Source organism: Streptomyces sclerotialus (genome assembly GCF_040907265.1).
Lineage (GTDB): Bacteria > Actinomycetota > Actinomycetes > Streptomycetales > Streptomycetaceae > Streptomyces > Streptomyces sclerotialus.
Genome location: NZ_JBFOHP010000002.1, coordinates 4,452,853 through 4,467,531 on the forward strand (window position 1 = coordinate 4,452,853; position 14,679 = coordinate 4,467,531).

General features: G+C 73.9%; 10 protein-coding genes, 1 tRNA gene, 1 other RNA gene and 1 pseudogene. 9 read left to right on the top strand and 4 right to left on the bottom strand.

Annotation, left to right across the window (positions count from 1 at the left end; translation table 11 throughout):
• Positions 1–10: 10 nt before the first annotated feature.
• From AAC944_RS19805 to AAC944_RS36545, 6 genes and pseudogenes are all read left to right on the top strand, one after another.
• Positions 11–1,258 carry an MFS transporter gene (locus AAC944_RS19805; RefSeq protein WP_030615694.1) on the top strand — a complete coding sequence of 416 codons (1,248 nt, stop codon included), beginning with the start codon at positions 11–13 and terminating at the stop codon, positions 1,256–1,258.
• Positions 1,259–1,278: 20 nt separating this feature from the next.
• A complete protein-coding gene (locus AAC944_RS19810) occupies positions 1,279–2,100 on the top strand; it encodes a class I SAM-dependent DNA methyltransferase (protein WP_368396359.1) in 822 nt (273 codons plus the stop codon).
• Between the two features lie 45 nt (positions 2,101–2,145).
• Entirely contained in the window at positions 2,146–3,735 is a 1,590-nt protein-coding gene (locus AAC944_RS19815; RefSeq protein WP_030615700.1) for an ABC transporter substrate-binding protein, read from the top strand.
• On the top strand, positions 3,732–4,736 hold the full coding sequence (locus AAC944_RS19820) for an ABC transporter permease (RefSeq protein ID WP_051871821.1): 1,005 nt from the start codon (positions 3,732–3,734) through the stop codon (positions 4,734–4,736). Before AAC944_RS19815 ends, AAC944_RS19820 begins: the two co-directional genes overlap by 4 nt.
• Positions 4,733–5,620 (top strand): ABC transporter permease, encoded by an 888-nt coding sequence (locus AAC944_RS19825; RefSeq protein WP_078888596.1) that lies wholly within the window; start codon positions 4,733–4,735, stop codon positions 5,618–5,620. Before AAC944_RS19820 ends, AAC944_RS19825 begins: the two co-directional genes overlap by 4 nt.
• 20 nt (positions 5,621–5,640) lie before the next feature.
• A pseudogene (locus AAC944_RS36545) lies at positions 5,641–7,282 on the top strand (ABC transporter ATP-binding protein).
• Here the strand turns inward: AAC944_RS36545 and AAC944_RS19840 are convergent.
• On the bottom strand, positions 7,204–8,067 hold the full coding sequence (locus tag AAC944_RS19840) for a methyltransferase domain-containing protein (RefSeq protein ID WP_030615712.1): 864 nt from the start codon (positions 8,065–8,067) through the stop codon (positions 7,204–7,206). The pseudogene AAC944_RS36545 and the gene AAC944_RS19840 sit on opposite strands and share 79 nt — an antisense overlap.
• Positions 8,068–8,169: 102 nt before the next feature.
• Between AAC944_RS19840 and pdxR the strand changes: the two genes are divergently transcribed.
• The gene (gene pdxR, locus AAC944_RS19845; RefSeq protein WP_078888597.1) at positions 8,170–9,876 is read left to right on the top strand and encodes a MocR-like pyridoxine biosynthesis transcription factor PdxR; all 1,707 of its coding nucleotides are present in this window, start codon (positions 8,170–8,172) and stop codon (positions 9,874–9,876) included.
• A 186-nt stretch (positions 9,877–10,062) separates the two neighbouring features.
• Here the strand turns inward: pdxR and AAC944_RS19850 are convergent, their stop codons facing one another.
• The 3 genes from AAC944_RS19850 to AAC944_RS19860 all read right to left on the bottom strand — a co-directional run bounded on the left by AAC944_RS19850 (position 10,063) and on the right by AAC944_RS19860 (position 11,602).
• Positions 10,063–10,266, bottom strand: a complete 204-nt coding sequence (locus AAC944_RS19850) for a cold-shock protein (protein ID WP_030615718.1) — start codon at positions 10,264–10,266, stop codon at positions 10,063–10,065.
• Between the two features lie 288 nt (positions 10,267–10,554).
• Positions 10,555–10,845 carry a hypothetical protein gene (locus AAC944_RS19855; RefSeq protein WP_030615721.1) on the bottom strand — a complete coding sequence of 97 codons (291 nt, stop codon included), beginning with the start codon at positions 10,843–10,845 and terminating at the stop codon, positions 10,555–10,557.
• 669 nt (positions 10,846–11,514) lie between these two features.
• Positions 11,515–11,602 (bottom strand) — tRNA-Ser (locus AAC944_RS19860).
• Between the two features lie 120 nt (positions 11,603–11,722).
• On the opposite strand from AAC944_RS19860, the gene ffs reads away from it, so the two are divergent.
• Both ffs and AAC944_RS19870 read left to right on the top strand, forming a co-directional pair.
• Positions 11,723–11,821: signal recognition particle sRNA small type (gene ffs, locus AAC944_RS19865), an RNA gene on the top strand.
• Between the two features lie 77 nt (positions 11,822–11,898).
• Positions 11,899–14,577, top strand: a complete 2,679-nt coding sequence (locus AAC944_RS19870) for a DNA polymerase III subunit gamma and tau (protein WP_030615723.1) — start codon at positions 11,899–11,901, stop codon at positions 14,575–14,577.
• Positions 14,578–14,679: the final 102 nt, after the last annotated feature.

A 14,679-nucleotide genomic window follows, 5' to 3' on the forward strand; every position in this document is an offset into this window, starting at 1 on the left:
CTGGCACGAGATGCGCGGCTTCCCGCTCGCCATCCGCCTCCTGCTGGTCAACCAGCTCGGCGTCAACACCGGCTTCTACCTGCTCATCCCGTACCTCGCCGTGCACCTGGGCGAGGACCTGGGGATGTCGGCGGCGGTCGTCGGCATCGTCCTCGGCGTCCGCAACCTCAGCCAGCAGGGCCTGTTCCTCATCGGCGGCTCGGCCGCCGACCGGCTCGGCGCCCGCGGCGTCATCATCGCGGGCTGCGCCCTGCGCACCGTCGGCTTCGCGCTCTTCGCGCTCGGCGACGGACTGGCCGTCCTGCTCGCCGCCTCCGTCCTCAGCGGACTGGCGGGTGCGCTGTTCAACCCGGCCGTACGGGCCTACCTCGCGCAGGAGGCGGGGGAGCGGAAGGCCGAGGCGTTCGCGCTGTTCAACGTCTTCGCGACCACCGGCGCGCTGGTCGGCCCGCTGCTCGGCAGCGCCCTGCTGCTGGTCGACTTCCGGGCCTCCGCGCTCACCGCCGCCGCGATCTTCGCCGTACTGACCGCGGCCCAGGCCGCCGTGCTGCCCGCCCGCTCCGTCGTGCCCACGAAGAACTCCGTCCTCGGTGACTGGCGCGAGGTCGTCGGCAACCGTGTCTTCCTGGCCTTCGCGCTGGCCATGGTCGGGATGTTCACCATGGAGAACCAGCTGTACCTGCTGCTGCCCGACGGCGCCCGCCGGGCCACCGGCTTCGACGGCGCGGCCGGCCTCGTCTTCCTCGTCGGCACCGTCGCCAACCTCACCCTCCAGCTGCGCCTGACCCGCGCCCTGAAGGCGCGTGGCAGCCGGGCCCGCTGGGTCGCCGCCGGACTCGGCCTGATGGGTCTGGCGTTCGTCCCGCCGATGGCCGTCGCGGGCCTGACCGGGCCGCCGGGGAGCGTAGGCGTCGCCGTGCTGCGCGCACTGCCCGTACTGGCCGGGGCGCTGCTGCTCTACCTCGGCGTCATGATCGCCCAGCCGTTCGTGATGGAACTGATCCCCGACTTCGGCCGCGCCGAGCTGACCGGTACCTATTTCGGCCTCTTCTACGTCGTCTCGGGCATCGCCGCCGCCGTCGGCAACACCGTCGTCGGCTGGGCCATGGACACCGGCGGGCACACCGGCGCCGCCTGGCTGCCGTGGGCGTGCTGCCTGGCGTTCGGGCTGCTGTCCGCCGCGGGGGTGGCCTGGCTGCACCGGCTGCGCGGACTGCCGGACCGTACGCCCGCCGGAGCCGTGGGGGTGGCGGCGTGACGCTCATGAGAGGAACCGCCGTGCACAGCGGCACCCGACCGGTCGACGACCCGTCGGCCCGCAACCTCCTGACCGACAACCCCGAGCTGTACGAGGCCCGGTTCCCCGACGACGAACGGCTGGCCGGCCGCTGGGCCGAGGACTGCCTGCTCCGCCACGGCGCCGGGCCGCGCGTCCTGGACATCGGCTGCGGCACCGGGCGGGACGCCGCGTACCTGTACCGCGTGGGCCGTTCCGTCGTCGGCGCCGACCTCTCCGAAGCGATGCTGGCGTACGCGCGCACGCACCACCCCGGGCCCTCGTACGTACGGGCCGACCTGCGCCGCTTCCGCTTCCCCGAGCGGTCCTTCGACGCCGTCGTCTGCCTGGACAGCGCCCTGCTGTACTGCCACACCAACGACGACCTCGACGGCTTCCTCGCGTCCTGCCGGCGGAGCCTCACACCGGGCGGACTGCTCGTCGCGGAGATGCGCAACGGCGCGTTCTTCCTCGGCCGTACCGAACTCCTCGACGCGCCGACCACCAGCGGCTTCACCTGGCAGGGCACCACCTGGACCGCGACCACCACCCTCACCGTCGACCGCGCCGCGCAGCTGCTGCGCCGTACCCGCGTGTGGACCGCAGACGACGGCACCCCGCCGCACGAGCAGCGCTCCGCGTGGCGGCTGCTCTTCCCCCAGGAGCTGCGCCACGTCCTCGCCGCGCACGGCTTCGAGGTACTGGACCTGCACGACGGACCGGGACCGCGCACGGAGCCCGCCTGGCAGGAGGGCGACGACCCCGGGAGGTGCCTGGACGCCGACCGGCTGCACGTCGTCGCCCGGCTGACGCACACCGCCTGACCGAACCCGTTCGTACCGCGTACCCCGTACCCGAAGGACACCGCCATGCCCCCTGCTCCCCTCGACGACTCCCGCTTCCCCGGCCTGCGCCGCCGGGGATTCCTCGCAGCCGCCGGCGGCGTGGCCGGGCTCGGCGCGCTCGCGCTGGCCGGCTGCGGCGGCCCCGGCGGCTCCGGTGCCGCCGCGGGCGGCGGCAGGCCCCGGCGCGGCGGCACGCTGCGGGCCGCGTTCGCCGGCGGCGGCGCGAGCGAGACCCTCGACCCGCACCGCACCAACCTCTTCGCCGACGCCGCCAGAGCCAAGGCCCTCTTCGACAAGCTCGCCGACTACGGGAACGACCTCTCGGCGCAGCCCCGGCTGGCCGCCTCCTGGGAGCCCGACGACGGCCTGAGCCGCTGGCGGGTGAAGCTGCGCAAGGCCACCTTCCACGACGGGAAGCCGGTGACCGCCGCCGACGTCCTCTACAGCTACCGCCGCATCGCCGACCCCAAGGAGGGTTTCCGCGCCAAGGCGTCCCTGGAACCCATCGACCTCAAGGCCAGCCGGGCCGTCGACGACCGCACGGTCGAGTTCGTCCTGAAGCGCCCCACCGCCGAATTCCCCAACGTGATGGCGGCGTTCGGCGCGTACATCGTCCCCGAGGGCGCGCGTGAGTTCGACAAGAAGCCGGTGGGCAGCGGCCCGTTCCGCTTCGTCTCCTTCAAGCCCGGCCGCTCCACCGTCGTCGAGCGGTACGACGACCACTGGGACGGCGCGCCGTACCTGGACCGCCTGGAGTTCGTGGTCGCCAACGAAGAGTCGGCCCGCGTCAACTCCCTCCTCGGCGGCCAGGTCGAGTACGCACACGAACTGACCCCGACCACCGCCCGCGCCCATGAGGGCAAGGGGCAGATAGAGATCGTCCGGCTGCGCAACAGCGCCATGCAGGCGTTCGCCATGAAGACCGACCGGGCGCCGTTCGACGACGAGCGGGTCCGCGAGGCGTTCTTCCTCATCGCCGACCGCAAGGAGCTGGTCGAGGGCGCCCTGTCCGGCGCCGGCGAGATCGGCAACGACCTGTTCGGCAAGGGCTACGAGTACTACGCCGACGGCCTGCCGCAGCGCACCCAGGACCTGGACAAGGCCCGCCACCTGCTGAAGAAGGCGGGTGCCGACGGCCTGAAGGTCACCCTGGACACCTCCGACGTCGCCGCCGGCTTCACCGAAGCCGCGTCCATCTTCCGCGACCAGGCGGCCAAGGCCGGGGTGCACGTGAAGGTGCGGACGGGCAGCAAGGACACCTACTGGGCCGACACCCTGGACTCCGGGACGCTCGCCAGCTACCGCTCCGGCGCCATGCCCATCGAGTCCCACATCTCCCAGCGCCTCCTCACCGACTCCACCACCAACGCCACCCAGTGGCACCACAAGGACTTCGACGCCCTCTACCAGCAGGCCCAGTCGACCAAGGACAAGAAGGAGCGGGCCGCCGTCTACGAGCGGATGCAGCGCCGCCTGTACGCCGAGGGCGGCTTCCTGGTCTGGGGCTTCGCCGACTGGATCCTCGGCACGGCCAGGAACGTCCGCGGCGTCACGCACCAGGCCCCCGCCAACACCCTGCACTGGGCCCGCTTCGACAAGGTGTGGCTGGCGTGACCGCCGTCGGAGCCCCCGAAGCCGCGCGCGCCCTCAAGGGCGCGCGCGGCACCGGCCTGCGGTCCTGGGTGGTCCGCAGGCTGCTGCTCGGCGCCGGCCAGACCGTGGCCGTCGTCCTGCTGGTCTTCGCCCTCACCGAGGCGCTGCCGGGCGACGCCGCCGTCGCCCTCGCCGGCGACCAGCCCGACCCGGCGCGCATCGCGGCGATCCGCGAGGCCCTGCACCTGGACCGGCCGGCCCACGAACGCCTCGCCGCCTGGGCGGGCGGCCTCCTCCACGGCGACCTCGGCACCTCCCTCACCTCAGGGCGCCCCGTCGTCACGTACCTCGCGAACGGCGTCGGTCCGACCGTGCTGCTCGCCGCCCTCACCGTCGCCCTGCTCGTACCGGTCTCCGTCGGCCTCGGCGTCCTCGCCGCGCGCCACGAGGGCCGGTTCGCCGACCGCCTCGTCAGCTCGGTGACGCTGGGCGTCTACGCGGTACCGGAGTTCGCCTTCGGCGTCCTCCTCGTCACGGTCTTCGCGCTGCGCCTGGGCTGGCTGCCGCCGACCGCCGTCGGCTACGGCAGCGACCTGCTCGCGCACCCCGAGGCGCTGGTCCTGCCGGTCCTGGTGCTGCTCGCCCGGCCGGTCTGCTCGCTGGCCCGGCTGGTGCGCGCCGGCATGATCGACGCGCTGGCGTCCCCGTACGCCGCACAGGCCCGCCGGTACGGCATCGCAGGCGCCCGCATCCGGTACCTGCACGCCCTTCCCAACGCCGTCGCGCCCGCCGCCCAGCAGCTCGCGCGCACCATCGACTGGCTGCTGTGCGGCGTCATCGTCGTGGAGGCCCTCTTCGTGATACCCGGCCTGGGCACGGTCCTGATGAACGCCGTCGCGGAGCGCGACGTCCCCGTCATCCAGGGCCTGGCGGTGGTCTTCGGTCTCACCGCCGTCGTCCTGAACCTCGCCGCCGACCTGGTGGCCCGCCGCTTCGCCCCGCGCGCGGGGGTGGCCGCGTGAGTTCCTCCGTACGTACACCGGCTCCCGCCCGGCGCCTCGCGCGCGTGCCCCGCCCGGGGCGGTTCCTCCTCGGCCTCCTCCTTGTCGCCGTCCCCCTGCTGATCGCCCTCCTCGGTCCGCTGGTCGCGGGTGAACCGGGCCCCCGCGCCGCCTCCTTCACCCTCGGCGGCGGGCACTGGGCCGGCACCGACTTCGTCGGCCGGGACGTCTGGCGGCAGGTACTGCTCGGCGGCCGCACCGTCGTCCTCACCGCGCTCTCCGCGACGGCCCTGGCGTACGCGGTGGCCCTGCCGCTCGGCCTGATCAGCGCGCTGACCCACCGCGGCTGGCTCGAAGACCTCCTGATGCGCCCCCTGGACGTGCTCCTCGCGATCCCGTCCCTGCTGCTCATCCTCCTCGTCGCGGCCGTCTTCGCACCGGGTGCCGTGGGGCTCGCGCTGCTCGTCGCCCTGGTCAACATCCCGGACGCGGCACGCATCATCCGCGCCACCGCGGCCGAGGCGGCGGCCCGCCCCGCCGTCGAGGCGCTGCGGATGCAGGGCGAGACGTGGTGGCGGATGGCCGTGGGCTACGTCGGCCGCTCGGCCCTGCGCACCCTCGCCGCCGACGCCGGTACCCGGCTGACCGGCGTCCTGTACCTCGTCGCCACCGCCGCCTTCCTCGGCGTCGGCGTGGCCCCGGACGCCGCCGACTGGGCGGTCATGGTCGACCGCAACCGCACGGGCCTCTTCGTCCAGCCCTGGGCCGTCGTCCTGCCCGCCCTCCTGATCGTCGCCCTGACCATGGGCGGCAACCTGCTCTTCGACGCGGCACTGACCGGACGGGCGCGTGGCACGGCGGCCCGCCGCAGACGGTGGCCGGCACGGAAGGAGAACCGCTCGTGAACGGCGCCACGCCCACCTCGCTGTACGCCGCGGACGCACCGGTCGCGGAGATCGTGGACCTGCGGGTGGTGATCGACGACCCGGGGAACGGAACCGGTGCGGACGGCACCGGCCGCCCCCTCGTCGACGGCGTCAGCCTCCGCCTCCACCCCGGCCGGATCACCGCACTCGTCGGCGCCTCCGGCAGCGGCAAGACGACCACCGGGCTGGCGCTGCTGGGCGAGTATCCGCAGGGAGCCCGGGTGACCGGCGAGGTACGCGTACCGGACGGCCTCGTCGGCTACGTCCCCCAGCACCCCGCCGCGGCCCTCAACCCCGCCCGCCGCGTCGACGCCCTCCTCCGCGACATCGCCCGCGCACAGGTACGCGACCTGCCCCGCAGGGACCGCCGCACGGCCGTCACCGAACGCATCCTGCGCGCCTGCGCCGATGCCCAGCTCGGTGACGCCGAGACCCTGCTGCGCCGGTACCCGCACCAGCTCTCCGGCGGTCAGCAGCAGCGTTTCGTCCTCGCCCAGGCCCTCCTGACCGGGGCCCGGGTGGTGGTCGCCGACGAACCGACCACCGGCCAGGACGCGCTCACCAAGCGCCGCATCGTCGAACAGCTCGCCGCGCTGGCCCGCCAGGGCATCGCCGTTCTCCTCCTCAGCCACGACCTGGACGTCGTCCGCGCCCTCGCCGACGACATCCACGTCATGCGCGCCGGCCGCGTCCTGGAATCCGGCCCGGCGGACCAGCTCCGCCTCGCACCCCAGCACCCCTGGATCCGCGACCTTTTCACGTCCGAAGCACCGCCCCCGGAGAGCACACCCGCGGCTGTCAGTACCCCCGACGATGATTCCGCAGCCCGGCAAGCCGCCGAGGGCCCCCTGCCCCCCGACGCCCCCCCTCCTCCGCATCCGCTCCCTGACCGCCCGCCACCACCGCACCCCCGTCCTCCACCTCCCCGGCCTCACCCTCAGCGCCGGCGAGTGCCTGGCCGTGGTCGGCCGGTCGGGCAGCGGCAAGACGACCCTCGGCCGCTGCGTGGCCGGCCTCCACCGGGCCTACGACGGCGAGATACTGCTCGACGGCACGGCCCTCCCGCGCAGCCTCCGGGCCCGCACCCGTGAGCAACTGGCCGCCGTCCAGTACGTCTTCCAGGACGCCCGCGCCGCCTTCGACGAACACCGGCCCGTCCTGGACCAGGTGGCCCGTACCGCCGTCCGGCTGCGCGGCCTACCCACCGCGGCGGCCCGCACCGAGGCGGAGCACACCCTCGCGACGCTCGGCCTCCCCGCCGCACTCGTACGCCGCCACCCCCAGCAGCTCTCCGGTGGCGAACTCCAGCGCGCGGCCCTGGCCCGCGCCCTCCTCGCCCACCCCCGCGTACTGATCTGCGACGAGATCACCTCAGGCCTGGACACCCTCACCCGCCGGGCCCTCCTCACCCTCCTCACCGACCTCCTCCGCACCCGCCCCGACCTGGCCCTGATCCTGATCACCCACGACCGCGACACCGCAGCCCTCGCCACCCACACCGCCGTCCTGGACACCGGCCGCCTCGCGGAACAAGGCCCCACGGAACAGCTCCTCACCGCCCCTCAGCACCCGGTGACGGCGGCACTCCTGCAATCACCCGAGGCGGCGGGGGCGAAGGCGGTGGCCTTGAAGAACGTGTAGAGCAGGCTGCCGCCGTCGTCCGCGACCCGGCGCAGGTCGGCCATGGCCCGGTCCCATTCCTCGGCCGTGCTGAGCCCGGTGGCCACCGCCTGGTCACGTGCGGCGTCGAACAGCGCGATGAAGGTGTTGCGGGTGAACCCCTCCACGAGGGCGGGACGCGTGTGGTCCGCGTAGACCGTACGAGGCTCGACGTCGATGCCCTCGTACCCGGACGCCGCCAGCAGTGCGGCCAGCTGACGGCCGATCAGCGCGTTGCCGCCGGCTATGGCCTGGAGCCGTGCCTGCTGGTCGATCGCCGCGCGGGCACGCGGGCTGTCGGGGTGGAGGACCGCGGAGCCGTGGTCCCCCTCGATCACGGTGAGCGTGCCGCCGGGACGCAGCACGCGGCGCAGCCCGGCCAGCACGCGCGCCGGGTCGGCCAGGTGCTCCAGCACGAAGCAGACGAAGACGTGGTCGAAGGCGCCGTCGGCGAACGGAAGGCGGTGCAGGTCGGCGCGCCGCCACTGCACCGCCGCCGTCGGTGCCCGGGCCGCGAGGCGGGCCCGGGCCTGGGCGAGGGAGTCAGCGGACCGGTCGACGGCGACGATGCGGGCCCCCGGACTGTGGGTGACCAGGTGCACGGTCTGCGCGCCGGTACCGCAGCCGGCCTCCAGCACCCGGCTGCCCGCCGGATACGCCGTCCCGTGGTGCAGCAGGGCCGCCAGCACCTCCGCCTGGTCGGTCAGCCGCCGGGCCTCGCGCTCCGAGTACCCGTGGACGTAAGCGCGTTCCTCGACCGTGGTCACGGTCCGCCTCCTTCTCCGTGGCATCCGTCATCAGTCATCCGTGATCTGTGATCTGTGATCCGTGATCCGTTGACGTCCTCACCCTCGTCGGACAATGGACCGATGCACAGGTCCAATGGGGGAGTACCTGACCGGTCCGTAACGGGCGATGGCGCAGCCCGCGAACCCGGGCGTCCGGGCGCCGACTTCCTGCAGCTCGACATCGGCGAGGCGCCGCCCGGCGGGCTGTCGGAGTGGCTGGCCGGGCGGCTGCGGCAGGCCGTGGCCGACGGCCGGCTGCCGGTGGGCTGCAGACTCCCCGCCACCCGCGTACTCGCCGCCGACCTGCGGGTCTCCCGGGGCGTGGTCACGGAGGCGTACCGACGGCTGAGCGAGGACGGGCACGTCGAGGGACGGGGGCGCGGCGGCACGGTCGTGGTGGCGGCCCCGGTGGGCGTCCAGCCCGCCACGACGCCCTCATCCGCGGCGCCCTCGTCCGCGGCTCCCTTCCCTGCTGACCGGGCTTCGGGCAGCTCGTCGACGGGTGACCCGACTGCCGGCAGTACGGCCACCGGCAGTACGGCCACCGGCAGTTCGTACCCCGCCGGCTTGTTCACCGACGCCCCCGGTGCGGACGTCTTCGACGCGCTGCGCGGGGCTCCGGCGCGCGTCGACCTCACGCCCGGCCTGCCGGACCTGACCGCGTTCCCCCGCGCGGCGTGGCTGCGCGCCGAGCGGTCCGTGCTGAGCGGTCTCTCCGCCGCGGCCTTCGGATACGGCGATCCGCGCGGCACCCCGGCCCTGCGCCGGGCCGTCGCGGACTGGCTGGCCCGCAACCGCGGCATCCGTGCCGACCCCGGCGACGTCCTCGTCGTCGCGGGCACCGCCCAGGCGTTCGGCCTGCTCCGGCAGGTGCTCCGCGACGACGGCAGCCACGAGGTGGCGGTGGAGGACCCCGGCTCGCTCGGGGCCCGCCAGCACCTGCGGGACGGCCGGCTGGCGACGCCGCCCGTCCCGGTCGACGCCGACGGCATCCGCGTCGACGCGCTCCGCGCCACCGGCGCCCGGGCGGTACTGCTGACCCCGGCGCACCAGTTCCCGACCGGAGTGGTGCTCGGCGGCGAGCGGCGCCGGGAACTCATGAGCTGGGCCACCGAAGGCGGGCTGATCATCGAGGACGACTACGACGCCGAGCACCGTTACGACCGGCCTCCGGCACCCGCGCTGCGGGCGATGCTCCCGGAACACGTCTGCTACGCCGGGAGCGTGTCCAAACTGCTGGCACCCGCACTGCGGGTCGGCTGGATGCTCGCGCCGACGCGGTACCGGGACGCGCTGGTGGACGCCAAGCGGTTCGCCGACCTCGGCAACGCCGCACTGCCGCAACTGGTACTGGCCCGGCTGATGGAGTCGGGCGAACTGGAACGGCACCTGCGGCTGCTGCGCAGACGCCACCGCCGCCGCCGGGACGCGATGATCGAGGCGATCAGGTCACGGCTGCCGGGCGCGGTCGTACACGGCGCGGCGGCGGGCCTGCACCTGATGGTCACCTTCGACGGCGGCCCGGACTTCAGGGACACCGACCTCGCCGCCGCCGCGCTCGCCCGTGGCGTCAAGGTCCACCCCCTGTCCTGGCACCGGCAACGCGCGTACCGCCCCGGGCTGGTGATGGGATACGCCGCCGCCACCACGTCCGCCCTCACCGAAGGCATCACACTCCTCGGCGACGCGCTACGCGACGTACGGCCGAACGGCACGCCGACCGACGCGAATTCCGGGAGGCCGGAGGATGTTCGGAGGACTGGCGACAGAAGGCGGAAGCGTGCGTGAATAAAGCCACTGCTTCGAAAAAGGCGGACATCGCCGGGCATGCGAGTGGAGCTGCTTTTCGCCGTCTTCAGCGCGCTGTTGCTGCGGCGGTCGTCACCGCAGCGCATGCACGCAATGGTGCCAGGAAAGCGCGGAAGCCGGGACCCGCACCTCGGTGCGGTCCCGGCTTCGCCGTGCGCGTCGGCGTCAGGCGGGGAGGATGTTCTCCGCCTGCAGGCCCTTCTGGCCCTGCGTGACGTCGAAGGTCACCTGCTGGCCTTCCTGCAGCTCGCGGAAGCCCTGGGTGGCGATGTTCGAGTAGTGGGCGAAGACGTCGGCGCCGCCGCCGTCCTGCTGGATGAAGCCGAAGCCCTTCTCCGCGTTGAACCACTTCACGGTACCGGTGGCCATGTCATATCTCCTTCGGGTGCAGTGCCCGGAGCCCACACTGCGCGGGCTCCGCGTCGCCGCGATGATGCCCCGCCCGGAAACATGCCGGAGAAATACAAAAGTGCTCCCGCCGTACTGGGACGGCGAGGGCACTTGAAGTATTTGGGAACCACAACTGCAACTGCCGGCAACCGTAGCACGGGGGTTCCGCCGGAGCCCGGAAATATTGCCGGAATTCTCGGCGGCAGGCTCGAAATCCCGGCCGCCGCGTCGAACATTTCTGCCCCCGTGCTGCTTTCCGGGAAGCGGTCAGCCCGGCTGCTCCTCGGGCCTGGCGGGCTGCTCCTCGGGTGTACTGCGTCGGGCGCCCGCCTCGCCGGCCGGCCCGTCCGGCAGGGACCGGAGCATGTGGGCCATCGCCTCGAGGCTCTGTGCGGCGCCCGCACCGCCACAGGTCAGGGAGGCGATGAGGTTGCCGAGCAGACCTGACCGGTCAGCGACGATCCGGACTCGGCCGACCTCGACGACGAGTCCCAGCAGATCCAGCCGCAGACCCTGCGGAATGTCGAGTACGACACAATCTCCAGGCGGTGTTGTCATCCTGAGTTCCCCCTCTGAACGACCGACCGGGCCCCGGTTCGCCCGGGGTGTGTGCCCCATACCCGCCCGGAAGCGCGCAAGCCCACGCCGCTCCGAAGACGCAGACTGCCTTCCGGTAGCGGCTTCCGGGACGGGCGGCGTCGCCCGTTCCCTGCGGCGTGCCCGTGTGCCGGTACCTCTCTTCGGGCCCGGCGCCGCTCACCAGCGGGTTCGGCGGCCTGCCCGCTGCCGGCGCGCCCGCTGACCCCGGAACGACGCGCACGAACGACCGCATCTTCTTCGGGCCGCAGCGTCCACACCGGAGTACAGCGCCCTGCCCGGTGCCCCTGGTGCGGTGTCGGCTCTCTCGTGGGACGGCGGTCCGGGGAGACGGTGCGGACACGTGCCCGGTGCACGGACGGCACCGGGCCGAGGGCCGTGCTGCCGTGCGCGGTCCGCTGCGGCGGCACCGGGTAGCTGTCGGCTCAACCACCCGGCGCCTACATTTCGGTGGTTCTGCAGCATCACCGAAACGCCCTGGCTGCGTGCCCCGGGAGCAACGCGCCAAACGCCACTTCGGGAGCGGACCGGCGGGCCGGGAACATCGCGGCGGGCCGGGAACGTCGCCATGAACGTCGAAGGGCCCCACCGCGAACGGTGGGGCCCTTCGATGCGTGCCCGGTGAGGCACTGGCGGAGGATACGAGATTCGAACTCGTGAGGGGTTGCCCCCAACACGCTTTCCAAGCGTGCGCCCTAGGCCTCTAGGCGAATCCTCCGCGGAAGACATTACATGACGTGGGGGAGTGCTCGCGAACTCGATCCCCGGGTGGTGATCGGCCGGGGGTCCGGGTGGGGGGTGAGGGTCGTTTCCGGGGTGCCGGATCAGGTACTGTGGGCGCAGCCCCTCACGTGGCGCTATCTGACTGAACTCCCCCAGGGCCGGAAGGCAGCAAGGGTAGGTCGGCTCTGGCGGGTGCGTGGGGGGCGTTCGCGTTTCCGGGGCGGCTGGTCCCTGCCCGCCGGGTTCCGTCGGCGGGGCCCGTTGTCGGTGCGGGCCGATATCGTCGTATGCGTGTCATCCCTTGCGCTGTACCGCCGCTACCGCCCCGAGACCTTCGCCGAGGTCATCGGGCAAGAGCACGTGACCGACCCGCTGCAGCAGGCCCTGCGGAACAACCGCGTCAACCACGCGTATCTCTTCAGCGGACCGCGCGGCTGCGGCAAGACGACCAGCGCGCGGATCCTGGCGCGCTGCCTCAACTGTGAGCAAGGTCCCACTCCGACGCCGTGCGGGGAGTGCCAGAGCTGTGTCGATCTCGCCCGTAACGGGCGGGGGTCGATCGATGTCATCGAGATCGACGCCGCGTCGCACGGTGGTGTGGACGACGCGCGTGAGCTGCGCGAGAAGGCCTTCTTCGGGCCCGCGAGCAGCCGGTACAAGATCTACATCATCGACGAGGCCCACATGGTCACCTCGGCGGGCTTCAACGCCCTGCTGAAGGTGGTCGAGGAGCCGCCGGAGCATCTGAAGTTCATCTTCGCGACCACCGAGCCCGAGAAGGTCATCGGGACGATCCGGTCGCGTACGCACCACTACCCGTTCCGGCTGGTGCCGCCGGGGACGCTGCGGGACTACCTGGGCGAGGTGTGCGGCCGGGAGGACATCCCGGTCGAGGAGGGTGTGCTCCCGCTGGTCGTGCGGGCCGGTGCCGGGTCGGTGCGTGACTCGATGTCGGTGATGGACCAGCTGCTGGCGGGGGCCGGTGCCGACGGTGTGACATACGCCATGGCCACGGCTCTGCTCGGCTATACGGACGGGTCGCTGCTCGACTCGATCGTGGAGGCGTTCGCCTCGGGCGACGGGGCGGCGGCCTTCGAGGTCGTCGACCGGGTGATCGAGGGCGGGAACGATCCGCGGCGGTTCGTTGCCGACCTGCTGGAGCGGCTGCGCGACCTGGTGATCCTGGCGGCGGTGCCGGACGCGGCGGAGAAGGGGCTGATCGACGCCCCGGCCGATGTCGTGGAGCGGATGGAGGCCCAGGCGTCCGTCTTCGGCGCGGCGGAGCTCAGCCGCGCGGCCGATCTGGTCAATTCCGGGCTGACGGAGATGCGCGGGGCGACCTCGCCGCGGCTCCAGCTGGAGCTGATCTGTGCGCGGGTGCTGCTGCCCGCCGCGTACGACGACGAGCGTTCGGTGCAGGCGCGGCTGGACCGCCTGGAGCGCGGCGTCGGGGTGGCGGCGCTCGGCGGCGGCATGCCGGATGGCGCTCCCGGAGCGGCCGGAATGCCGGTCGTGCAGTCCGGCGGCGAGCCCGCTGCGGGGTACGTGCCCGGGCCCGACGCCCATGCGGCGCCGGGCGTGCCGGCGGGGCCGAGCGGGCCCGCGGCGGCGCGGGCAGCGGTGCGCGGCGCGATGAGCGGTGCGGGCGGCGGCCAGGGGGCCGGCCCGGCCGGTGGTGGGGCAGGTGGCCCGGCCGGTGGCCCCCCGGGCGCTGGAGTCGGCGCGGACGCCGGGGCCGGCCGGCCGGCGGCCGGCGGGATGCCCGGCGCGGGTGCCGGTGCCGGAGCCGGGCCCGGTGATGCCTCCGACGCGGCGGCGGGGCCCGCCCAGCAGGGCGGTGGCGGCGCTCCGGCGGGCGCATGGCCTACGGGTACGCAGCAGCCGGGCCGTACGCCGGGTGACGGCGCGCGGGCCACCGGGACCGGTGAGGAGGCCGGTGCCGGGGCGCGGCGGCCGGGTGCCTGGCCCGGTGGCGCGAGCGGACCGGGCGGTGCGGGCGGACCGGGTGGAGCTGCTGGAGCGGGCGGCTCCGGTGGTGCCGCCGGGCCTGCCGGGGACGGAGGCGAGAACGGCGCTGCCGGTGGTCGCCGGCCCGGCAGCTGGCCGACCGCGGCCGCGCCCGGGAGCCAGGCAGGCCAGGGCGGCGCGCCCGGCCGGCAGCCCGGCGACCAGCCGTCGTACGGCCGGCAGGCGTCCGCCCCGCAGCAGGCGGCGCCGCAGCAGCCCGCGGCCCAGCAGGGCGGGGGCGCGCCGGGTGGCGGCGGGCAGAGCAATGCCCAGGGGACGCAGCAGGTACGGGCGATGTGGCCGGACATCCTGGAGGCGGTGAAGGGCAAGCGGCGCTTCACCTGGATCCTGCTCAGCCAGAACGCCCAGGTGGCCGGGTTCGACGGCACGACCCTCCAGGTCGGCTTCCCCAACGCCGGTGCGCGCGACAGCTTCGCGAACGGCGGCAGTGAGGACGTACTGCGGGAGGCGCTGGCCGAGCGGTTCGGCGTGCAGTGGCGGGTCGAGGCGATCATCGACCCGTCGGGCGGTGCCAACCCGCCGAGCGGCGGTCCGGCCCCGCGCGGTGGTGGTGGCTTCGGCGGCAGCGGCACCGGAGGCCCCGGCGGGGGCTTCGGCGGAGGCAGCGGCGGCGGTGGATACGCCGGTGGCGGCGCCCCGGCCGCGCCGCCACAGCCCGCAGCGGCTCCTGCGCCGCCCGCGCAGGGCACGCCCGACCAGGGCGGCGGCCAGGGCGCGCAGCGGGCGCGGCAGGCCGTGGCCGCCTCGGCCGGGGCGCAGCAGGCGCAGAGCAGCCCTGCCGCGGAGCCCGCGTACCGCGAGCCGGAGCCTCCGCCGGTGTCCATCGAGGACGACATGCCGGCCGAGGACGACGCCGACCTCGTCGACTCCGCCCTCAGCGGCTATGACCTCATCGTCCGCGAGCTGGGCGCGACGGTCATAGAGGAGTACAACAACGAATGAGGCGCTGAGGACGAGACGGATGAGGACGAGGCGGATGAGGACGAGGACGAGGCGGATGAGGACGAGGACGAGGCGGATGAGGCACTGACCGGCCGCTGCACA